At 47.6% G+C, this 21,263-nt stretch carries 20 protein-coding genes; 10 read left to right on the top strand and 10 right to left on the bottom strand.

Going from position 1 to position 21,263, the window contains the following annotated elements:
- Positions 1-149 precede the first annotated feature (149 nt).
- The 4 genes from C7B65_RS08770 to C7B65_RS08755 all read right to left on the bottom strand — a co-directional run bounded on the left by C7B65_RS08770 (position 150) and on the right by C7B65_RS08755 (position 8,837).
- The gene (locus tag C7B65_RS08770) at positions 150-3,269 is read right to left on the bottom strand and encodes a response regulator (RefSeq protein ID WP_073070797.1); all 3,120 of its coding nucleotides are present in this window, start codon (positions 3,267-3,269) and stop codon (positions 150-152) included.
- Between the two features lie 351 nt (positions 3,270-3,620).
- Entirely contained in the window at positions 3,621-5,558 is a 1,938-nt protein-coding gene (locus C7B65_RS08765; protein ID WP_073070800.1) for a response regulator, read from the bottom strand.
- 36 nt (positions 5,559-5,594) lie between these two features.
- Positions 5,595-5,984: a response regulator gene (locus C7B65_RS08760; RefSeq protein ID WP_073070802.1), complete on the bottom strand. Its 390-nt coding sequence runs from the start codon at positions 5,982-5,984 to the stop codon at positions 5,595-5,597.
- Between the two features lie 261 nt (positions 5,985-6,245).
- On the bottom strand, positions 6,246-8,837 hold the full coding sequence (locus C7B65_RS08755; RefSeq protein ID WP_181314371.1) for a HAMP domain-containing sensor histidine kinase: 2,592 nt from the start codon (positions 8,835-8,837) through the stop codon (positions 6,246-6,248).
- Between the two features lie 571 nt (positions 8,838-9,408).
- Here C7B65_RS08755 and C7B65_RS08750 point away from each other — a divergent pair.
- On the top strand, positions 9,409-10,110 hold the full coding sequence (locus C7B65_RS08750; RefSeq protein ID WP_073070806.1) for a PTPA-CTERM sorting domain-containing protein: 702 nt from the start codon (positions 9,409-9,411) through the stop codon (positions 10,108-10,110).
- Between the two features lie 53 nt (positions 10,111-10,163).
- On the opposite strand, the gene C7B65_RS08745 is transcribed toward C7B65_RS08750, so the two are convergent.
- The 4 genes from C7B65_RS08745 to C7B65_RS08730 form a co-directional block, all read right to left on the bottom strand.
- The gene (locus C7B65_RS08745; RefSeq protein ID WP_073070808.1) at positions 10,164-10,532 is read right to left on the bottom strand and encodes a DUF5615 family PIN-like protein; all 369 of its coding nucleotides are present in this window, start codon (positions 10,530-10,532) and stop codon (positions 10,164-10,166) included.
- A complete protein-coding gene (locus C7B65_RS08740; protein WP_073070810.1) occupies positions 10,529-10,759 on the bottom strand; it encodes a DUF433 domain-containing protein in 231 nt (76 codons plus the stop codon). The genes C7B65_RS08745 and C7B65_RS08740 overlap by 4 nt, the downstream gene beginning before the upstream one ends.
- A 127-nt stretch (positions 10,760-10,886) precedes the next feature.
- On the bottom strand, positions 10,887-11,099 hold the full coding sequence (locus C7B65_RS08735; protein WP_073070812.1) for a hypothetical protein: 213 nt from the start codon (positions 11,097-11,099) through the stop codon (positions 10,887-10,889).
- Between the two features lie 21 nt (positions 11,100-11,120).
- Positions 11,121-11,930: a pentapeptide repeat-containing protein gene (locus C7B65_RS08730; RefSeq protein ID WP_073070814.1), complete on the bottom strand. Its 810-nt coding sequence runs from the start codon at positions 11,928-11,930 to the stop codon at positions 11,121-11,123.
- A gap of 171 nt (positions 11,931-12,101) precedes the next feature.
- Here C7B65_RS08730 and C7B65_RS08725 point away from each other — a divergent pair, with 171 nt between their 5' ends.
- The gene (locus C7B65_RS08725; RefSeq protein WP_073070815.1) at positions 12,102-12,989 is read left to right on the top strand and encodes a phosphodiester glycosidase family protein; all 888 of its coding nucleotides are present in this window, start codon (positions 12,102-12,104) and stop codon (positions 12,987-12,989) included.
- A 1-nt stretch (position 12,990) separates the two neighbouring features.
- Here C7B65_RS08725 and C7B65_RS08720 read toward each other — a convergent pair whose 3' ends face one another.
- Positions 12,991-14,265: an alpha/beta hydrolase gene (locus tag C7B65_RS08720; RefSeq protein WP_223257345.1), complete on the bottom strand. Its 1,275-nt coding sequence runs from the start codon at positions 14,263-14,265 to the stop codon at positions 12,991-12,993.
- A 221-nt stretch (positions 14,266-14,486) separates the two neighbouring features.
- Here C7B65_RS08720 and C7B65_RS08715 point away from each other — a divergent pair, with 221 nt between their 5' ends.
- On the top strand, positions 14,487-15,092 hold the full coding sequence (locus C7B65_RS08715) for a peroxiredoxin (RefSeq protein WP_073070817.1): 606 nt from the start codon (positions 14,487-14,489) through the stop codon (positions 15,090-15,092).
- Between the two features lie 73 nt (positions 15,093-15,165).
- Positions 15,166-15,708, top strand: coding sequence for a peroxiredoxin family protein (locus C7B65_RS08710; RefSeq protein ID WP_073070819.1), 543 nt, complete (start codon positions 15,166-15,168; stop codon positions 15,706-15,708).
- 75 nt (positions 15,709-15,783) lie between these two features.
- Here the strand turns inward: C7B65_RS08710 and C7B65_RS08705 are convergent, their stop codons facing one another.
- Entirely contained in the window at positions 15,784-16,464 is a 681-nt protein-coding gene (locus tag C7B65_RS08705; RefSeq protein WP_073070821.1) for an HAD family hydrolase, read from the bottom strand.
- 20 nt (positions 16,465-16,484) lie between these two features.
- Here C7B65_RS08705 and C7B65_RS08700 point away from each other — a divergent pair, with 20 nt between their 5' ends.
- The 6 genes from C7B65_RS08700 (at position 16,485) to C7B65_RS08680 (ending at position 21,152) form a co-directional block, all read left to right on the top strand.
- Positions 16,485-17,216, top strand: coding sequence for a 2-phosphosulfolactate phosphatase (locus tag C7B65_RS08700; protein WP_073070822.1), 732 nt, complete (start codon positions 16,485-16,487; stop codon positions 17,214-17,216).
- A 297-nt stretch (positions 17,217-17,513) separates the two neighbouring features.
- A complete protein-coding gene (locus tag C7B65_RS08695) occupies positions 17,514-18,218 on the top strand; it encodes an esterase/lipase family protein (protein WP_073070824.1) in 705 nt (234 codons plus the stop codon).
- Between the two features lie 276 nt (positions 18,219-18,494).
- Positions 18,495-18,704: a hypothetical protein gene (locus C7B65_RS08690; RefSeq protein ID WP_073070826.1), complete on the top strand. Its 210-nt coding sequence runs from the start codon at positions 18,495-18,497 to the stop codon at positions 18,702-18,704.
- 8 nt (positions 18,705-18,712) lie between these two features.
- Positions 18,713-18,970 (top strand): hypothetical protein, encoded by a 258-nt coding sequence (locus C7B65_RS29460; RefSeq protein ID WP_073070827.1) that lies wholly within the window; start codon positions 18,713-18,715, stop codon positions 18,968-18,970.
- Positions 18,971-19,774, top strand: a complete 804-nt coding sequence (locus tag C7B65_RS08685; RefSeq protein ID WP_073070829.1) for a sensor histidine kinase — start codon at positions 18,971-18,973, stop codon at positions 19,772-19,774. It abuts the gene before it with no gap.
- Between the two features lie 172 nt (positions 19,775-19,946).
- Positions 19,947-21,152, top strand: a complete 1,206-nt coding sequence (locus tag C7B65_RS08680; protein ID WP_073070831.1) for a glutathione S-transferase family protein — start codon at positions 19,947-19,949, stop codon at positions 21,150-21,152.
- Positions 21,153-21,263: the final 111 nt, after the last annotated feature.

The following is a 21,263-nucleotide window of genomic DNA, read 5'->3' as shown; positions in this document are numbered from 1 at the left end:
ACACTAGTTAAGCTTCCCCAAGAGCGCGGTTGAGCTAAATCAACGTGAATTCGATGAAGCTTTTCGCTATGGTTGTAAATCCGGGCTGAAGTGCTGAAGAACGAAGCGAACTGACATTAAATCAAAATTTTCTCAAGCCGATCGTCTCACTAGCGAGACTTGACATCGAGATTTTGCAAGGGCTGCGTGAGGTTAATCACCACATCAAATCGAAAATTATTGATTGCATCACATAGCGCCTGTGAAAGATCAAGGTAATCATCTGGGAGTTGCTGAATTAGCTTGAGACAGCGATCGACGCTAAGGCGAGAAGCTGCCCCATAAAGATCAGCAACCCATTCACTTGGCATCACCGTTAGCAGCGTGTCAAACGCGGTTTCAAGATTTTGAGCTGATGCGTAAGCCGTCTTTGATCGGTGGGATCGATCGTCTGTTTGGTCAGTGCAATCGTCATAAAGATAGCGAACTTTGAGGTGACGCTCGATCGCGCTAAACAGTTGGTCTTCTCGAAACGGCTTATATAAAACGTCATCGCATCCGGTTGCCAAAATTGTGTCGTGATCTTCATCAATGGCACTGGCAGTCAGGGCAATAATTTTAGTGATAGGTGAATGAGTTGAAGATCTGCGTCGTCTCTTAGAAATTTTTTGCTGTTGTTCTAAATGTCGAATCTGCTGAGTTGCTTGACAGCCATCAATTCCTGGCATTCGCAGATCCATCAAAATTAGATGCGGGTGCCATTGTTGCCAGCAATCGATCGCGCGTTGACCATCTTCGGCGGCTTGCACCTCAAATCCTCGATCGCCGAGTAACTGCACCAACAGCGATCGCGCGTCTTTAGTATCTTCAACCACGAGAATTCGATAAGTTTCTTGATTGGGCTGCAACCCGATCACTTGCTGAGGCTGAGGCACCAAGGTCGGAACCGCGATCGCAGTCACAGGTAGGTCAACCGTGAATCGAGTGCCCCGCTCGATCGTGCTGCTGACGCTAATTTTGCCGCCCATTAGTTCGACGAATTGACGGCTGATCGCTAACCCTAACCCGGTGCCTTTGTTCGACTTTCGCCCCGTCTCGGTTTGCACAAACGCATCAAAAACGCTATTGAGTTCTTGAGGGGCAATGCCTAGCCCGGTGTCTTCGACTTCAAAATGGAGCGTGATTTGCTCTGAGTCGGTTGTTTGAGAGAATGCCCGCAAAGTAATATTGCCGCGATCGGTAAACTTGATCGCATTGCCCAATAGATTCATTAACACTTGGCGAAGTTTATTTTCGTCAGCTTCGATCACGCTAGGGAGATTAGGGGGACGATCGTAAACAAATCGCAGCCCTTTTGAGGCAGCCGGGAGACGAAACATCTCGACCACGTTTTCGAGTAAGCTCGGCAGATTGACCTCAACCAGATTGAGAATAGCTGCCCCTGCTTCGATTTTTGAGAGTTCTAAAACATTGTTGATCAAGTTTAAAAGATGTTGCACACTGCGATCGATTGTTGATAAGTGCGATCGTTGTTTGTGGATTAGCGTTTTGTCAGAATTTAGCAATTCACTACAGCCGAGAATGATTGCCAGAGGCGTTCGCAATTCGTGATTCATGTTGGCTAAAAACGCACTTTTGGCAAGACTCGCGGCTTCTGCGGCTTCTTTGGCTTGCTGAAGTTCGACGGCGCGCTGCTTTCGCTCAGTGACATCTCGCATTGAGCCAATCATCCGCATAGGCTGGCCCTGCTCATCCCAAAGGGCAGTGCCGCGTGACTCACACCATTTATAGGTGCCATCATTGCAGAGAATCCGATATTCGGTCACATAGTGGGGCACTTCTTGCGCTAAATAAGCCTGGTTTGCTGCCGTAAAGCTATCCAGATCATCTGGGTGAACGAGCGTAAAAACGTCGTAGTTGTCTGTGCCAATTTCAGCTTCTGCATAACCGAGAATGTCATACCAACGTTGAGAACAAAAGAGTTGGTTGGTGATCAGATTCACATCCCAAATGCCATCGTTGTTGGCGTTGAGAACGAGTTGCAAGCGTTCTTCACTGGCTTGGAGGGCCGCTTCTGTTTGCTTGCGTTGAGTAATGTCAACCGCAGTACCGATGATGCGATAAATGCGCGATCGCTGATCTCGGATCGGGGTCAGCGTGGTCAGCCCCCACTTCCATTGTCCTTCAAACGGCAAGCACTCTTCATAGGTGAAGCTGGTTCCTAACTCTATGCAGGTGCGATAGTTTTCTCGAACTGTGGCGGCAACCTCTGGCGGAAAGATTTGTTCGACTGTTTTGCCCTGGACATAGCTCGATGAGAAGCCCGTGAGCCTCTCGCATACAGGATTTGCACCCACCAAAACAAAGTCACCGTTTGCTTGAATGTTGACAACCCAAATTGACTGTTCAACTCCTTCATAGATGCCGCGCAAAAACTGTTCCTTTTCTAAAAGAGACGTAGTTGATCGCTTCGTCTCGGTGATGTCTTGGGTCATTGCCAACAGACATTGATTGCCCTCTAGCTCAATGATTTCTGCGGAGATCAAAACAAATTTGATGGCTCCAGCTTTGTCCTGAACCTGAAATTCTTGCTGCTTGAGAATGCCCGATGATTGGCGGAGCTGATCATGAAAGCGATCGCGCTCTGCTGCGCTTTTCCAAAGGTTAAGATCGGCGGCTGTTTTGCCCAACACTTCTTCAGGGAGATAGCCCGTGAGTTGGCAAAAGCTTTGATTAATTTCTAGAAAGCGGCAGTCTTCTAGCGTGGTGATCATCATCGCTCCAGGGCTGGAGCGAAACGCTTTAGAGAATTTTGTCTCTGAGATCCGCAGCGCTGACTGCACCAGTTCGCGCGATCGGATCTCGTCTTGCAGCAAATGATTTTGTTCTTCGAGTTGTTTGCTTAAGTGACTTAGCCGCAAGTGTACGTTAATGCGAGCCAGCACTTCTTCATGCTGAATCGGTTTGGTAATGTAATCAACGGCTCCGATCGTCAGACCTTTAATTTTGTCGATCGGATCGGTTAAAGCCGTCATAAAAATAATCGGAATATCTCGCGTGACTTCTGACGCTTTGAGTTGCTGACAGGTTTCAAACCCGTCAAGCCCTGGCATCAGCACATCGAGCAAAATCAGATCAGGAACCACTCGTTGAAGTTTTTGCAGCGCGTTGTTGCCATCTTTAGCAATCAGCACTTCAAACCCATAATTAATTAAGAGATCGGATAAAACTTTAAGATTGGTTGGCTGGTCGTCAACAATCAGAATCCGAGCTTTTTTAGAGGTTGTCATAGAAGTTTTGGCGGTGCTGAATCGACGTATGAATCTGTCTGTCAAAGCTGTAAATTCTCTCGCCCCTAAATCCCCCATTTTGGGCGACTTTGATTTTCTGACTCCCCAGAATTGCTCCCCCAGAATTGCTACGGTGTACACACAAGTCCTCTGACTTGTCATCGCCGCGACGTTTGCCCCCTAAATCCCCCATCTTGGGGGACTTTGAGCCAAGGATCCAGTTTCAAAGTCCCCCAGAATGGGGGATTTAGGGGGCTGAAGCCGACTGAAACGCAGCGACAAAGACTTGTGTTACACCGTAGCCCAGAATTAGGGGGCGAATTCCGATTCATCTGCATAAGTCTTAATCTCTTAAGCTTTTCTAACATATGGCTCAACGAATTTTGTGATTCCCACATCATCAAACTGCTCTGCCAGCGTTAGCAATTTGACTGCAAACCCATGATAGGTGGGTGATAGAGCTTTTAGACGAAGAACTTCTTGAGTAATCTGTTCGATGTGACCAATCTGAGCGGCTTGATAAAGCAAAACCAACTCTTCAGACGGTGGAACCACGATCGAGTCGGTTAAGCTTTCGGCGATCGGGGCGGCTTGCTCAATCCAAATCAAATTGAGATGGCGCTGCAATATCGCTAACAACTCGTCTAACTGAATCGGTTTTGCGAGAAAGTCTTGATAGCCTGCGGTTTGGCATCGCAGCCGATCGTCTTGTGACACACTAGCAGTCGAGGCCACGATCGGAATGGGGCGCGATCGCGGATCATTTTGAAGCTGGCGAATCAACTCAAAGCCGCCCATCTTGGGCATCGTAAGGTCAGAAATAATCAGATCGGGAGACTGAGCCAGGGCAATTTCTAGCCCAGTTTGCCCGTCGCTGGCTTCGAGCAGGTTAAACCCGATCGGGGTGAGCATACCAACCACCACAGCCCGATTATCGGACAGGTCGTCAATCACCAAAATGGTTTTGGGAGTGCCCTGATAGCCTGTGATAATTTGACTGGGCAGAGCATAGGAGGGCGCGATCGCGTCACTCATTCCGGGCAGGGTGAGGGTGAACCAAAATCGGCTCCCCTGGTTAAGGCTCTCGACTTGCAGTGTGCCGCCCATGAGTGAAACGAGTTTTTGAGTGATCGAGAGTCCTAGCCCGGTGCCTTCTTGCTGAGAGTGATCACCCACTTGCTCAAAGGGCAAAAAGATGCGATCGAGCGCTTCACTAGCGATGCCGATGCCCGTGTCTTTGATCTCAAAGGTGAGTGTGTAGGGGGTCAGGCGTTGATCGAATTGAACGCTACCGATCACAGTCAGGGTCACACAACCCTGATCAGTAAACTTAATGGCATTGCCCAACAGGTTAAACAAGATTTGCCGCAGCCGCTTTTGATCGGCCTGAACGATTTGAGGAATCTGCCCCTCAGTGACTAAGTGAAAGACAATTTCTTTTTGGTCGGCTTTGGGTTGAAAGAGATTCACCATATCGGTCAGAAAAGCATCAAAAGCAAACTCTTGGGGCATCAATTCCAGCTTTTGAGCTTCGATTTTAGAGAGGTCTAAAATATCGTTAATTAAAGTCAGCAAATGGGTGCCGCTTTGGTGAATGACTCGAATGCCATCTTTGGGCTTGGGCGCGATAGCCTCGTCTCGCATCAAAATTTGACTATAGCCAAGAATGCCATTCAGAGGCGTTCTCAACTCGTGACTCATATTGGCCAGAAACGCACTTTTTGCCCGGTTAGCGACTTCGGCGATTTCTTTGGCGTGATGAAGCTGTTGATTGACGGCAACGAGTTGGGCGGTGCGATCGCTGACCTTCTGTTCTAATGAAGCGTTGAGCTGTGCGAGTTCTTGATTAACACGCTGAAGCTGCTGATTTTGTTGAGCAAGCTGCTGATCTTGTTGATATCGCCGCAGGGCTTCGGTGACGGTCAAACTCAGATCGGTCTGATCCCACGGTTTGGCGATATAGCGATAGAGACGAGCGTGATTGACCGCATTGCCGACGGCTTCGGCGCTGGCTTGCCCAGTCAGCAGAATCTTGAGGGTTTTAGGAAAGCGATCGTGCACTTTAATCAAGAATTCATCGCCCTTCATCCCCGGCATAATCTGATCAGAAATGACCAATGCCACCTCGATTTGATCGGCCTGTAGCTCTTGAATGATGGCTAATGCGTCTTCACTGCTCTCGGCGATTTCGATATAAAAATCTTTCCCGAAGGGACGTTTGAGTTGCTCTTTAAGGCTCTCTAAAACGACTGCTTCGTCATCCACACAGAGGATTGCTAGCTTGGTCATGAGTGAGGGGTCAAATGTGGGAATGAGACCATTTTCTCACGCCAGACCTGAAAGGATCGTGTTAGCTAACTCTTCTTCACTCCAGGGTTTATAAAGGCATCGATATAAATTGGCAGACTCTTGGGCACGGGCGATCGCCGCTTGGTCGGCTTGCCCAGTCAACATGACGGTGACGATTTTGGGATATTTTTGATGGACTTGTGTTAGAAATTCATCGCCTTTCATCCCTGGCATCAGCCAATCTGAGACGATAATCAACACCTCGACGTTTTCTGCTACGAGATCTTCTAAGACTTCCCACGCTTCACTGGCATCGCTGGCTCCCTCATAGAGATAATCTTGACCCAGGCGGCGTTTTAACTGCTCTTTGAGGGTTTCTAGAATCACATCTTCGTCGTCAACACAGAGAATCGCTTTGTTAGGCATAGCCGATCGGCAATGGGTACAAAACCTAGCATACAGAATGAACGAGGCGTTGCAGAATTAAGGGGTGAGTACGCCCCCTGACTCCCAATTCTGGGGAACTAGATCTGCTGAGATCTTTCACCTGTGGCATCTAGACGATGAGAACCTGTCGTTCAGGGCGGGTGAGCGGACAGACTGAGAATGCTGCAAGATCTCAGTGTTCAAAATCCCCCAAAATTGGGGGATTTAGGGGGCTGCCAGGATGTGCAATGACTCAAGATTCTAGCGTTCGATCGGCAACATGATTCGGAATACGGTGCGTCCTGGCTGGCTTTCAACCGCGATCGTGCCTGCGTGTTTTTCAATAATTTTGTGGCTGATGTCTAACCCCAAACCACTGCCTTCCCCGGCGGCTTTGGTGGTGAAAAATGGCTCAAAAATGCGCGGCAAAATCTCAGCCGGAATGCCGCAACCACTGTCGATAATGCTGACGACGATTTGATTGTGTGTGCGATCGTGTTCGATGCCAATTTCTAACTGACCTTTGTGATTCATCGCTTGAATCGCATTGTGAATAAAATTTGTCCAGACCTGATTTAGCTCATCGGGATAGCCCAAAATCGGCGGCACTGTCTCATAGTGACGAATCACCTCAACGCCCTGTTTGAGCTGATTTTGATAGAGCGTCAGTACCGTTTCTAGACCGTCACTGATCTGGGCAAGACTTTTTTCTCCTCTGTAGTCTTGATGGGTATAACTTTTGAGCGCAAACACTACTTTTGCAGCCCGATCGACGGCTAACAAAATGTTCTCACTGTTGCCTTTAAGCCGGACTAGATTGTAAGCGAGTTGCAATGTCCAATCGGCATGGCGATCGTTAAGCAGAGGCAAAAACGAATCGATTTGTTCATAGATTCCCATGTCTATTAGCGTGTCAGCGACGCTGCGGGCCTGATCGATATGGTGGTTTTCTAAGTAATCGGTGAGCGATCGCTTCCACTGTCTTTTTTCACGAGCGGTACTGGTACTGTGCGTTTGCGCTTTCAATCCGCGTTCTAAAAGGGCAAAAAACTTGATTTGCTGCTCGTCTGAGAGAAGTTGAAACAGTTTGGGAAGTTCTTGGAGCGATTCTTCTAAGGCTTTTGCGGTGTTGCCACTAGCCGCTCTAATTGCCCCTAAAGGCGTATTAATCTCGTGGGCGACTCCAGCAATTAATTGCCCCAATGCCGCCATTTTTTCAGACTGAATTAGCTCTTGCTGAGTCGCTTGCAGTTGTTGCAGAGCATTGGCTAATTCATGGTTACTTTGGTGGAGGGCTAACTCAGCTTGCTTACGATCGCTAACATCGCGAATCATAAACAGCACTTCAGCGTCACCACTTCTCACTACTCGCACTTCTTCATATTGCACTCGATCATCAAACGTCAGCGTTTGTTCATACATCTGCGTTCTGCCCGTGGTTAAGGCTTGGTGAAGATGATAGAGGTGTCGCTGGGCAACTTCTGCGGGCAGATAGGATGAAAGATGTTCACCGACAGCGTTATAGCCTTCGGGCAACAAATCTGTAAACTCGTTGGCTCTGACATAGCCAAGATAAATGCCGTCTGCGTTGACGCGATACATCAAGTCAGGAATAGCAGTGACTACGGCGCGAGTCTGAGCTTCATTGTCACGTAAGGCATCCTCGGTGCGCTGATGTTCGCTGATTTCTTGTTGAAGTTCGGTGGTGCGATCGCTGACCTGTTGTTCTAAGGTTTGATTGGCAGTTTCGAGCTGCGATCGTGAGGTTTGTAGTTGAGCCGCCATATCGTTAAATGATGTGGCTAACTCGCCCAACTCATCAGAGCGCTTGATCTCAACAGTCTGCGCCAACTGCCCCTGTGAAAACCGTTTAGCGGCAGCATTGAGACGCAAAATCGCATCAGTAATTGACCTCGCCATAAAAATGCCGATCGCGGTCGCCAGGGTCAAAGCAGCCAGACAAACTAAAATTGCGGTTTGAATATTAGCGTTTGCTTGCCCAGTAAAGTCTGACTCAGGAACGACCACCACGATCAGCCAGTCCAGCCCTTGTCGATCGCTAAAGGGAGTCACCTGCACCCGTTGAGTCACTTGATTAAAGTCAAAACTAAGCTGATAGCTGCTGTAAATATTGTTAAAGTTGTCAAACCGTTGGTGTAAGTATTGAGCAGTTGCTTGCATTAAGGGCGATCGGCTCAACGCTGCATCCAAGCGTTGAGGGTTGCCATTGTTGCGGAGAAAGGGCTGTTCTGCCATCGAAGAGGCAACCAGTTGCCCCGATCGTTCCATGATAAAGGCTTGACCCGATCGACCAATTTTGAGACCTTTTAAGAGTTGGCTGATGGGCAAAAGCTCAAAATCAACTGAGAGTACACCTGCTGGCTTTCCTGACGTGTCATAGACAGGCTCAACAGTGGCAAAGCTGAGAGTGGGGGGATCGGCTGAGATTTGCAGCGGAGTCCAGGTAGGCTGTCTAGTTTGCAGAGCGATTTGATACCAGCTTGAGGGTTTAGCAATGGGGGTCGAGGTACTGAGACGACGGTTAACGCTCAACAATTGCCCTTCCTTGGCAAACGTAATTTGTTTCACCGTCTGAAACTGCTGAAGCTGCTGCTTAAATGATTGTTCTAACTCTGAGAGGTTTTGAGAATTGGTCTTTAATCGAATCGCGTCTGAATTAATTTGCTGAACTAGTAGGGGAGTCATTAGATAAGTGTCAATGCCGCCTCGAATCTGGGCGGTGACTGCTTCTCTCAGAGTGGCAGAGTCATTGTCAATGGTGTTTTGATTATTTTTGACCGTGAGATAGCCAGTTACCCCTAGAGCTACGGCAATTTGTAGTAAAAAGGGCACTATCAGCATCCATCTTAGGGAGGTTTTTTGAGACGAATCAGCAAGCTTATGTTTCAAGGGACACATCGCCAAAATCTTGTTTGAGTTTTACACATCCAGCACTCTGGCACAACTCTAGCGATCGTTCCATAAATTATTTGCATTGCTGAATAGAGGAATGACTGGGTGAGGGCGCTATCCCTACGGTCGTTCATTCCAGCATTCTGCAACACCGATTTTATATCCATTTCAAAAACGATCGCGACGGCTGGAACGATCGCGAGAGGGTATAGAATGCCACGCCCCTACGACACCCCGCGCCTTTTTGTACGGGCATGGCACTGCCGTGCCCTCATGCAGATCTGCCCCATTCACAAATCAAATGGGTGTGACAATGGCAAGATCTGACTTTTTACTGACTTTTTGCCGACCTTTTACCAGAGTGATATTAGCTACGCAGTGTTAATCTGTAAGCGTCGATGGTAAATAAGTTGTCAGCCCAATCTAAGTATTGTCTGAGTTACCTTTACTGTTTACTTCCAAACAGGGGTCTCTACCATTCATCGCTACCCTATTTGGAGTTCTTCAGTTCATGTTTAGCCTCAAACAGTTTTCGCTTTCTGTTTCAACGATCGCCGCGACTGTCACCATCAGCGCAGTTTTCTCAACCGCAGCCCAAGCCGCCATTGTGGGTGGGCAAGTCACTGGAACCTGGCAGTATGACTATGACGGGGCAGGCGGTCTCAGTGTCGGAGATGCCTTCACTGCTGACTATACCTACGACAGCGATAGCGTCACAACCACTGATTATTCTAACAGTTACGACTATACTCGCTATCTAGTTGATTCAGTTCCTTTGCTCAGTCTGGTGCTAAACTCTGGCACAGTTAGTCATGCGTTTGATCTCAGCAATCCTTCCAGTTTCAGCAATCTTCAGCGGTATGACGTTCAGTATAACCCTGATTACTACAGTCAGTATAGTTACACGCAGGATAACATCCAGGCTTACGACTCCTCGGCACTGAGTCAGAACTCCTTCTATGCCTACAACTATTTAGGTCAGGATTATTCTGGCAATCCCTTTTCTGCCTCCTTTGCTCAGTTTTACTCGTACGATAATTCCGCTGGCACCTATCCTGCTTACGCTTATACCTACGGGGATGTCGCTTTTTCCGGTTCATCTCCTGCAACCCCTGTGCCAACCCCTGCCTTGTTGCCTGGTTTGGTCAGTTTGGGTCTAGGAGTCTTGCGGAAGCGCAAAGCTCAAGCAGTTTTAGAGGCGCAGAAAGCGTAGAACAACCTTGCGATCGCCCCTCCCATTTTTCCCAAACAGGGGCGATCGCAAAGTCAATTTCGCATCCGAATTCGATTCACTTCGACGATGAACAGCTTGCCTTGATAATGTCCGACATCGCCATAGTTTGACAAATAATCCACTAACCTTTGCATCAGCAGAGGAATAATTTCAGGGTGATTCCGAAGTTGAACTGAAATAATCCCACGATAATTTGCAGGAGGATAGGCAACAATGTCAGCAAAATCTCCATTTAGTGAAACCAAAATCGCACCCAACTCCTGTGCTTTGGCAATCACAATCTGATCAGGAGCTTCAATCGGAATATAGTCTTTTAAGATCAACACCTCATGACCGCTGTCCTGCAAAAACTTCCCGATCGAAGCTGGAACACATTGATCGATGAAAAATTTCAGACTCACGATGCGACCGTCTCAAAATCTGCGAGATCACGCGCATAATCGAGACAAGCCGCAATCTGCTCTTTTTGTAAATCTGGAAACTCTTGCAGGATCTGGTCATGGGTATTGCCAGCAGCCAAATAGCCTAAAATCAAACTCACTGGAATTCTGGTTCCCTTAATTCTCGGCTTACCTCGAAGCACATCTAAACTGCTTACGATGTATTCACGCCAGTTAATCGGCTTCATGGTTCAACCTCTTGCTCAAATTCAGTATTAGATCTTCAACACTATCAACGATTTGCGAGTCAGTCATGGTATGAGGTTTCATGTGCTGACTGCCATAAGCGCCAATGGTTTTTGAAGCGATCGCAGGCTATCTTTTGGTCACCAGTTGCCACAAATATTGCCCAAACTCCCAGACTTGTTGAAGAAGTTTATCGGCTCCGATGCCAAAGACAAATTGCATTATCAGCACGATCGCCGCAATCACCAGGGCAGTGCTAACTGTTGCCTTCACGACTTTGATCAGCCAGGTGAAAACCAGAACGGAAATTACGATCGCTGCCCCAACCAGAATCAAGTTCATAAGTCAAAGTCCGTCTCGTCTCTAACAGTATCCTATTGATTGGGAAAAATCGGTATGATTCAGCGCGGCTTGATCAAACCGAGCATTGGTTAGATTTGCGCCTTTAAAGGACGTTGTAGAGGCGAGGTTGAGCGATCGTATAATCGATTTGAGCGAACTTAGAGTCAGCCAAACATAGACGAAAGTTGCGATCGCGTAAGCAAATCCGATGCTATGCTGGGCACTGAGACTAACGCTAGCCGTCGCACCCAGTAGAAAAGCGGCTCCGTAGGTAGTGACTGTCGGAATGGTCGCGATCGCGATTTTAATCCACGACTGGTGAAGAAAGACACTAGCCACCCCCATTACCAAACCTGCGGACATGGCTCCCGCGATCGCAATACTCGGATTGTTCCCCGACGCACTTCCAGCATAAAAAAATCCGAGCCATGCACCCGACAAAACCGCCGAGAAAACGCCTGCAAGTCGGCTAGTTTTTAGAGAAATGCTCTTTAACGAACTGATCCCAGCACTCGCGCCCGCTAGACCCAAAACTCCATATAAGACCAACACAAACAACCAGGCAGAACTATTGGGTATCTGCCCTAAAGCGCCGAAAATCAAACGAGACAATGCATCTCCGACTAAAAGCGCGATCGCGATCATTATGCCACTCAAACGCATGAGTTTTTGGGGCGAAAGTCCGGCTTTGACTCGCTCAAAATTTGCGCCTACTAGTTGAGCCTGGTTAAAGTTACAGCCTCGAATATCAGCCCCGCTAAAGTCAGTCCCATTGAGAATTTGTTGTCGAAACGATCGCGCCTGAAGATGTTGATTTTTGAAGGAAATCATAGAAGGGTTAAAGTGGTTTTTGGTTGCTCAAAGAACGGGCGTTGCAAAATGAGGGGATGAAATGGCTGTAGGGGTAGCGCCCCCGTGCCTACCCCTGACGGAGGGCAACCACGGGGGGATTGCCCCTACAATCATCCCGCTATTCAGCAATGCCAAAGAACGTTTAAGAAGATGAATCAGAATCGTCAATCGCTTAAGCATCGATTATGGAATGGATTGGGAATGGGATTACTCCTAATACCCATTGTTGCTTATGGGATTCCGCATTTTTTGCGTCCCGATCGCATTGCTGAGACTCGATCGCTGTTTCAAGGCATCGACTATCGGCGAGAGGTGCGATCTCTGCCCCGTCCGATCGTGATTCACATTGTCAAGATTGATTTGACTGCACCCAACGTTCGCGCCTTTGCGACTCCCGGAGCGGCAACCTTCGACAAAACCGAAGTCAACGCTCACACAACGTCTCAGTTTCTCAACGAATTTAGTCTAAAGCTGGCGATTAATGCAAACTTTTTCTACCGCTTTCGTGAAGAAACCCCGTGGGATTATTTTCCGCACGCTGGCGATCGAGTGAACAATGTTGGACAAGTCACTTCTGACGGGCAGACCTATTCTGCCGCAGAATCTGAGTATCCGGCGATTTGTTTTTCATCCCAACGTGCAAAGATTGTAGAAGGCACCTGTCCGGTAGAGACAAGGCAAGCAGTGTCAGGAAACGAGGTGCTGATTAAGGCAGGCAAACCCCTTGCTCAAATGACAAAATCAGATAAGCCTTATCCGCGATCGGTGGTTGCGATTGACGCAACGGGTCAAAAATTATGGCTAATTTTAGTAGACGGCAAACAGCGTCTCTATAGCGAAGGCATGACGATCGCAGAACTCACTGATTTTGTCCGACAGTTGGGCGTTGATTCGGCCCTCAATTTAGATGGAGGCGGATCGGTGACGTTGGCAGTTTCCACACCATCAGGCACAAAAATTCTCAATTCCCCCATTCAGAACAAGATTCCGATGAATGAGCGCCCGATCGCGAGTCATTTAGGGTTTTACGCCGAGTAATTCATCTCAACACCCATCCCAAAAATTGTTCTGTGTAATAGAGCGCTAACTGATTACTCACGCCATTAAACACCGCATCAAATGCATGATCTGCCCAGGGAATTTCTAGAAAAATGGCACGACTGCCGACAGACTGTAGACGATCGAATAAGCTTTTACCAAATTTTGCTTGCACAATGTGATCACGACCGCCATAAATCAGCAGAGTAGGGGGAAGCGGGCGAGTCACCCACTGGTAGGGAGACGCTCGTCGATATAAATCTGGCAACTCGTCAGGAGTGCCACCCAGAAAAGCTTTGAGAGTCGCACGAGAATTGATCGGGTCAGGGTTAGGCGGTTCTCGGTAGCCGATCGTCAACTCAACGGGGCCATAATAGTCAACGACCGCTTTAATGGGAGGTGCATCTGATTGAAACGCCGACAGCAATGCTAAATGAGCACCTGCCGATCGTCCCATTACAGCAATTCGATCACGATCGATATCATAATCATCAACATGATTCAAAATGTGGGTAAATGCAGTGTTGATATCATCCAACTGGGCAGGAAATTTGTATTGAGGCGCATGACGATAATCAATCGCGACCACTACATAGCCTCGCGCTGCCATATAGCGACTAAAGGCTGCATTGCTATCAGGAGTGCCATATTGCCATGCGCCACCATAGATCATGACGATCGTCGGATATTTCCCTTTCTGCAACGGTTGATAGAGATTAAGCGTTAGTGGAACATTATCAGGAGCCGCAAACTGAATCTTTGACGTATAGCGAATATCGCTGTCAGGAATTCCACGAAACAGATCAAACAATAGAGGATCAGGACGCATCATTGCTCGTTTAGTTTGCGGAATCTGATTTATGTAATCTGCACCTAACGTTGACTGCATCGCTATACTAAATCGCTGATTTGTAGACGGAAATTGCAGTAAAGGCAATAGGCTTAATATCAACGCCACAACACTGCCAACGAGCAATAGACGAGAAAGCCAACCCTTGCGGAGAAATCTTAAAAGCAGGAGAATCGCGATCGCATTCACGCCAACTAACCAGGGACTGATCTCTGGCGCACCCACTCCTAGCGGCAACAAAAATAGTGTTGGTGCTGGGATCACAATCCATAGTGAGAGAAACAACCCGATCAGACTCAGTGCCGAAGGAATAAAACTAGCCAGAAGAAAGGCAAAGATCGATGCCAACGATCGAGTTTTTCGGAAGCGTGGCTGATTTTCCTGCGACATTTGCCCCCTATCGATTCGAGTCAGTTTGCGAGTCATAACGACTGCTGTAATGTTATCAGCGTTGCCTGCGATCAGGATGAACTTCTACCGTATTTTCTATCGCTGAAGCCTATTTTTTCGGCTCCTTCGTCGCTTTTTTACCCCTGCTGGGGCCTTTAGTCAAAATCGTTATGACTATGATATAGTTGTTACAGTTCGTATTGAATCTGTAGTCTCACTTTGAGACAGTAGACCTACTGCTAAGGAGAATTTTTCCCATGACCCATGCCAACGAAGGATGTCTACGGGTCGGTCAACCCGCTCCCGAATTTACAGCAACGGCTGTCGTCGATCAAGAATTCAAGGACATCAAGCTGTCTGACTATCGCGGCAAATATGTGGTTTTGTTCTTTTACCCTTTAGACTTTACCTTCGTTTGCCCGACTGAGATCACGGCATTTAGCGATCGCCATCAAGACTTTAGCGCCATCGGCACCGAGATTTTAGGGGTGTCTGTCGATAGTGCATTTTCGCACCTAGCTTGGATTCAGAGCGATCGTAAATCGGGCGGTGTTGGCGACCTCAACTATCCTCTCGTGTCTGACATCAAGAAAGAAATCAGCCTTGCTTATAACGTGCTCGACTCAAATGAGGGCGTTGCATTGCGCGGTCTGTTTATCATCGATAAAGACGGCGTTATTCAACACTCAACGGTTAACAATTTGTCGTTTGGGCGCAGCGTTGATGAAACCCTCCGCACTTTGCAAGCAATTCAATATGTGCAGTCTCACCCCGATGAAGTCTGCCCCGTAGGTTGGCAACCTGGTGACAAGACGATGAACCCTGACCCTGTGAAGTCAAAAGAATTTTTCGCAGCCGTGTAGTCGATCGTTAATATAAGTAAGTGGATGGTAGTCAATGGCTACTGTCCACTATTTTTTGAGAAAAAGGTGTTATATGTTGACTTTCACTGACTTTAGCGGTTTATTTAATCGGCGTTTTTTGAATAATCTCTTTCCGATTCCGGCAACCAATCGGTTAGCGTTGGGTTTAGTGACTCCTGGGTTTGAGTTATCTGACATCACCCACGATCGTCAAATTAAACTGTCTGATTATAAAAACGATCGTCCTGTGATTCTTGCCTTTACTCGCATCTTTACTGAAAAGCAATATTGCCCGTTTTGCTTTCCTCACATTAAAGCCCTCAACGAACAGTATCAGCAGTTTGTCGATCGTGGGGCAGACGTGTTGATGATCACAAGCACTGACCCCCAGCAAAGCAAAAAAGTTGTTCAAGATTTGGGGCTAAAAATGCCTTTGTTGAGCGATTCTAGCTGTCGCGTGTTTCGCGATTATCAGACGGGTCAAGCGCTGGGCGCACCGTTACCTGCTCAGTTTTTGCTCGATCGTCAAGGCATTCTCCGCTATAAGCATTTGTTTTCGTTTCTTAATCACAATGCTAGTGTAGACACATTGCTATCTGCGTTAGATCGGGTGTGAATTAAATAAGATATAAATCTTGTGGAGTAGGCATCTTGCCTACACAGAGACAGTGGGACGGCTATCCCACTTTGCTTAATCCAGAATCCCAAGGATCGTCTCAATTAACGCTGGAAGATGATGCGGAGAATTAACAATGAAGTCAGCCCCGTGAATGGTTAACTCTGACGCTGTTCCATAGCCGTAAGTAACTCCGATCGCGCAAACACTATTCTGTTTTGCGCCAATCATGTCATGTTTACGGTCGCCAATCATTACCGCATCAGTTGATACGATTTGTTCTGTTTGTAAAACATAATGAATCAAATCGCCTTTGTTACTGTGAGTTCCATCTAATTCACTGCCGTAAACACGATCGAACCATGACGACAATGCGAAATGATCAATAATGCGGGTCGCGTAAATGTGTGGTTTTGAAGTTACAACAAACGCCCGAAAACCATCAACACGAAACGATTGTAGAATCTCTGGAATCTGAGGATAGAGCGTGTTTTCAAACAGTCCGATCGTAGAGAAGCGATCGCGGTAGAAAGACAACGCACGATCGACGATCGCCCGATCTGAAGTCTGCAATAGCTCTGCAAAACTCTGCTGGAGCGGAGGGCCGATACACCAACACAAATCTTCAGCATGAGGTGGAGTGTAACCGAGTTTAGACAACGCATATTGAATGCAGCGAGTGATTCCAGGCTTAGGATCAGTCAGTGTTCCGTCTAAATCGAATAGAACCGCGCGAGAAAGTGTTTTGCTAGGCATTAAATTGACAGGAGTACTCTATGATTTTCGACCAATCTGAGTTTGAAATCCGGTGCGAATGGGGAGAACAAGGCGTTGCACAATTAGCGCCGATTAGTGATGTTGTGATTATCATAGACGTTCTCTCGTTCTCAACCTGTGTTGAAATCGCCAATAGCCGAGGCGCAATCGTCTTTCCCTATCTATGGAAAGATCATTCTGCTCAAGATTTTGCCACCTCAATAAATGCAGAACTCGCAGATAGACGCAACAGTGGTAGTCGTTATGAACTTTCCCCGGCATCCCTGGCTCAGGTTGCAAACAACACTCGATTGGTGCTGCCCTCGCCCAACGGTTCCACGCTCAGCTTAAAAACGGGCAAGACTCCAACTCTAGCTGGCTGCTTGAGAAATAGTCGAGCGATCGCGGCGACTGCCACAACTTATGGCAAGCGTATCTCTGTGATCCCGGCTGGAGAGAAATGGCAGGATGGCAGCCTTCGCCCTTCTTTTGAGGACTGGGTTGGGGCAGGGGCAATTCTCAGTCATCTCAAAGGAAATTTGTCTCCAGAGGCACAGGCTGCAATTGCAGCTTATCAAACTGCTCAATCAAACTTGAAATCACTTCTCAAACGCTGTAGTTCTGGCAAAGAATTAATCGAGAAGAGATTTGAGCAAGATGTTGATCTGGCAACCGAATTAGAGGTAAGTGATTGTGTTCCCACGTTGGTGAATAGCGCTTATGTCGATCGAGCAGCACAACAAACTCCATAACTGAACCGAGATGACAAGATGACGCTTTATGACACGATCGGCAAACACTACCTTCCAGATCACTTGAACATATATTAAGAAATTATTAAATCTGACATCAAAATATATCTTAGATTACCTGCTTTTCAAAAATCGTTATGATACCTTGATCTTAGTATACTACACAAAATCGATAGACTTACTGTAGTTTCATTGAATACGTTATGCTGCGACAGGTTCTCAAAGTCTAGTTGCTACTGTCGCTATTAAACCACCTTGATTAATCCTTTCAATTCATTGACTCAGCGACTGTTTAATATGTCAACTTGCACTCGTCAGTTCGATCGCCGCAATCCCATACTCCTCATTCACGGACTTGATGGCAGCAGATGCGCTTTTCGGAGAATGTTACCCGATCTAATGGAGTCAGGCTGGAAGGTTTACAGCTTAGACCTTGTTCCTAATGATGGTGGAGCGAAGCTAGAGTATTTAGCAGAGCAGGTTGCTGACTATATTGCTCAGACATTTGCGCCGAGGCAAGCGATCGATATTGTTGGCTATAGCATGGGCGGAATTGTGGGTCAGTATTACATTCAGAATCTCGGTGGAATCGATCGAGTCCAAAGATTGATTACGCTTTCAACGCCTCATGCAGGTTCCTGGTGCGCTTATCTTCGCAACAATGCAGGCTGCCAGCAACTTCGTCCAAATAGCGCTTTCTTGAAGCAATTAAACCAGCGATCTGAAATGCTGAAACACCTTAACTTCACTGCAATTTGGTCGCCCTTTGACGTGTTGACAATGCCGATCAGTCGATCGCAGTGGGTGGTCGATCGCAGTGTTCAAATTAACGTTTTACGACACAAGCGAATTCCCAGCGATTCTAGAATATTCCAAGCAGTGATGGATGCACTTCTAGAACCACATCAAGATAAATCTCAAGCGTTGACTCGCTCAACTTCGGCAGTGTTCTCGACACAAGAGCAAACATCATCAGAAGTATTAGCTGGAGCCATATCATAATCACATTTTATAAACAGAAGTGATGCAAATGTACACCAACGATCAAGCCTAGCAGAGTCACTAGCGAACTATTCCCTGACCCCATGCTTAATAGGGTGGTTTCATACAACAGAGGAAAAACATAGAAGCCTGATTGCTTGATTTTGGGGCTAGGGGGCAAAACTATTCTGCTTCTCACGACTGGTTCGGGATTGGTATACATGAGAAAACTGTTTACTTACAACGCATAAAGGGAATCTTGAGCTTACAGAACATTCTAAAAGCCGGGAAAAATGTATGCCCAAGATCACCGCTCTTCGATGGTTATCTCGTTTGAAAGTCGGGCAGAAGATCAGTTTAGGATATGCACTTGCGCTGGGTATCGCAGTCTCAGGCACGATCGTGGGCTTTGGTATTGGCAATCAATATCGCCAACAGGCCTCGCAGAGACAAAAGCACACGCGTAACGAAGTGGAAATACTTCCAAAGAGTCAAACTTTGACCTAAAAGCTGCTGTGGAGAGCGACGACGAAGTTGGAGTTCTTGCCCAGTCTTTTAATCACCTAATTCATTCCGTTAAACAGCTATTAACGCAACAACAGATTGCCAATGATCAGCTCGCTGCTTATAACCAAACCTTAGAACAAAAAGTTGAGGAAAGAACCCAAGAACTTAGTGGTAAAAACAGCCAGTTGCGAGAGCTTCTAGAAAAACTGCGTCAATCTCAAGTTCAAATTGTGCAAAGCGAAAAAATGTCGAGCTTAGGGCAATGAGTGGCAGGCGTTGCCCATGAGATCAACAATCCGGTCAACTTCATTCACGGTAACTTGACTCATGTACAGGACTATGCGGACAACCTACTAAATTTTGTGCAACTGTACCAAAAGCATTATCCTAATCCGATCTCTGAAATCACCACAGAAGCCGAAGAGATTGACCTGAAGTTTTTGCAGGACGATTTGCCCAAACTCCTCAGTTCGATGAAAATCGGCACCGATCGCATCCGTCAAATTGTCTTGTCGCTCCGCAACTTTTCGCGGATGGATGAAGCCGAATTCAAAGCGACAGATATCCATGAAGGCATTGACAGCACGCTACTGATTTTGCAACACCGCTTAAAAGCTAGACCAGAACGCCCAGAGATCGCAGTCATTCGAGATTATGGCAATCTGCCCTTAATCGAATGCTACCCCGGACAACTCAACCAAGTATTCATGAATATTTTGGCGAATGCGATCGACGCCCTCGAAGAACTCAATTCAAAAAAACCGTATCAAGAGATTCAGAGTAGCCCCACTCGCATTACGATTCGTACCTCTGCGGTGAATTCACACTGGACACAAATTGCGATCGCCGACAGTGGAACCGGGATTCCCGAATCGATTCAACACCAGATCTTCAATCCATTTTTCACCACAAAACCTGTTGGTAAAGGAACGGGAATGGGAATGGCGATCAGCTATCAAATCGTCACAGAAAAACATGGTGGCAAGCTTACTTGCTCTTCAAGACTGGGAGAGGGAGCAGAGTTTGTGATTCAAATTCCTATGCGACAGCAAGCCTTCAAAGCAGTTTAACAAGATGACTTGTAATCTTTTGCAGGAAATTTTATCTGAAAGTAGAGCAGCCGGGTATTGATCTGCATAGATTTCTAAATGCGTTGATCGTTGGGCTTCAACCTCGAAAAACCTGCCGACAAAATCCGTCACAATGAGGGATGAGCCACTAACGCTGAGATCATAGAGACCCATGACGATCGCCCCCCTAAGTTGGACAGAACTCGCAGCCCTCACAGACTTTCAAATCGATCCCGTCAACGGTGCCACCAACGCCCAAGCCCACTTACGCTTATTTGGTCAAACTGAAGCCGCTGTGCGGGTGACACTCTACCGCGATAACCACGCCTGGTGCCCCTATTGCCAGAAAATTTGGCTGTGGCTAGAGGAGAAACAAATCCCCTACCGCATCGAAAAAGTCACCATGTTCTGCTACGGGGAAAAAGAAAGCTGGTACAGGCGCAAAGTGCCATCAGGGATGCTGCCCGCGATCGCGCTAGACGATCGCATCATCACCGAAAGCGATGACATTTTGATTGCCTTAGAACAAGTCTTTGGTGCTTTAGGTGCGGGCATGGAAGATCCCGCTGTCCTTCCCTTGCGACGGCTAGAGCGACTGCTCTTTAGAGCCTGGTGTGCCTGGCTTTGTCGGCGGGCAGGTTCGTCGCGAGAAGAGCAGCGTCACCGCGATCAGTTCATTAGCGTGGTCGCGAAGGTCGAGGAAGCGCTCGATCGCACTCCAAGTCCTTACTTCCTCGATGAGTTTGGCACTGCCGATGTGATCTTCACGCCCTATGTTGAACGCATGAATGCTAGTTTGTTCTACTACAAGGGCTACTCTCTGCGAGAAGACAATCCTGGCTTGGCTGCCTGGTTTGCGGCGATGGAAAGCCGCCCCACCTATCGGGGCACTCAGAGCGACTTTCATACCCATGTGCATGATTTGCCGCCGCAAATGGGAGGCTGCTGGGAGAACAGTGAGCCGCAAACGCAACTCAACCAAGACCGCGTAGATCACGGCCCCTGGGATGGGCTACCCGATGTCACGTATCCAGAACCAGAAACCTCTCGTGCTGAAGCACTACACCGCGTGATCAAGCACCGAGCCAATATTGTTCGAGTCAACCCTGCTGATGACCCTTTAATAGACGAAGCTCTGCGGTGTGCCCTCACTCAAATGATGACGGGTGAAGCCTGTATGCCACCGTCAGGGTCTGATCTTGCCCTGCGATATTTGCGCGATCGCATCAATGTGCCCCGCGATATGTCCATCTATGCCGCCAAGCGACTGCGGGAATCTCTAGAGAAAACCGCTGCTCTGGTGGGCGATCGTCAGAGTCCGCTGTTACCGACTCAACATCGGCGAGACCAAGACCCGGCTGATTTTGCTAGGAGTTAACGTCAGTTCGACAGAAGTGGGTTGCTCCGGTTGTGAATTCGGAAGAGCTACCTAAATCCTCCAAAATTTGGGGACTTAGAGCCAAGACTTCCGGTTCAAAGTCCCCCAGAA

The organism is Phormidesmis priestleyi ULC007, assembly GCF_003003695.1.
Taxonomy (GTDB): domain Bacteria; phylum Cyanobacteriota; class Cyanobacteriia; order Leptolyngbyales; family Leptolyngbyaceae; genus Phormidesmis_A; species Phormidesmis_A priestleyi_A.
The sequence above is the reverse complement of the archived record's forward strand: the minus strand, read 5'-3'. Positions and strand labels throughout refer to the sequence as shown.

Excerpts from the sequence above, each read along its gene's own strand:
- C7B65_RS08770 (WP_073070797.1), bottom strand. The coding sequence starts at position 3,269 with ATGACAACCTCTAAAAAAGCTCGGATTCTGATTGTTGACGACCAGCCA.
- C7B65_RS08765 (WP_073070800.1), bottom strand. The coding sequence starts at position 5,558 with ATGACCAAGCTAGCAATCCTCTGTGTGGATGACGAAGCAGTCGTTTTA.
- C7B65_RS08760 (WP_073070802.1), bottom strand. The coding sequence starts at position 5,984 with ATGCCTAACAAAGCGATTCTCTGTGTTGACGACGAAGATGTGATTCTA.
- C7B65_RS08750 (WP_073070806.1), top strand. The coding sequence starts at position 9,409 with ATGTTTAGCCTCAAACAGTTTTCGCTTTCTGTTTCAACGATCGCCGCG.
- C7B65_RS08740 (WP_073070810.1), bottom strand. The coding sequence starts at position 10,759 with ATGAAGCCGATTAACTGGCGTGAATACATCGTAAGCAGTTTAGATGTG.
- C7B65_RS08735 (WP_073070812.1), bottom strand. The coding sequence starts at position 11,099 with ATGAACTTGATTCTGGTTGGGGCAGCGATCGTAATTTCCGTTCTGGTT.
- C7B65_RS08730 (WP_073070814.1), bottom strand. The coding sequence starts at position 11,930 with ATGATTTCCTTCAAAAATCAACATCTTCAGGCGCGATCGTTTCGACAA.
- C7B65_RS08725 (WP_073070815.1), top strand. The coding sequence starts at position 12,102 with ATGAATCAGAATCGTCAATCGCTTAAGCATCGATTATGGAATGGATTG.
- C7B65_RS08720 (WP_223257345.1), bottom strand. The coding sequence starts at position 14,265 with ATGACTCGCAAACTGACTCGAATCGATAGGGGGCAAATGTCGCAGGAA.
- C7B65_RS08715 (WP_073070817.1), top strand. The coding sequence starts at position 14,487 with ATGACCCATGCCAACGAAGGATGTCTACGGGTCGGTCAACCCGCTCCC.
- C7B65_RS08710 (WP_073070819.1), top strand. The coding sequence starts at position 15,166 with ATGTTGACTTTCACTGACTTTAGCGGTTTATTTAATCGGCGTTTTTTG.
- C7B65_RS08705 (WP_073070821.1), bottom strand. The coding sequence starts at position 16,464 with ATGCCTAGCAAAACACTTTCTCGCGCGGTTCTATTCGATTTAGACGGA.
- C7B65_RS08700 (WP_073070822.1), top strand. The coding sequence starts at position 16,485 with ATGATTTTCGACCAATCTGAGTTTGAAATCCGGTGCGAATGGGGAGAA.
- C7B65_RS08695 (WP_073070824.1), top strand. The coding sequence starts at position 17,514 with ATGTCAACTTGCACTCGTCAGTTCGATCGCCGCAATCCCATACTCCTC.
- C7B65_RS08690 (WP_073070826.1), top strand. The coding sequence starts at position 18,495 with ATGCCCAAGATCACCGCTCTTCGATGGTTATCTCGTTTGAAAGTCGGG.
- C7B65_RS08680 (WP_073070831.1), top strand. The coding sequence starts at position 19,947 with ATGACGATCGCCCCCCTAAGTTGGACAGAACTCGCAGCCCTCACAGAC.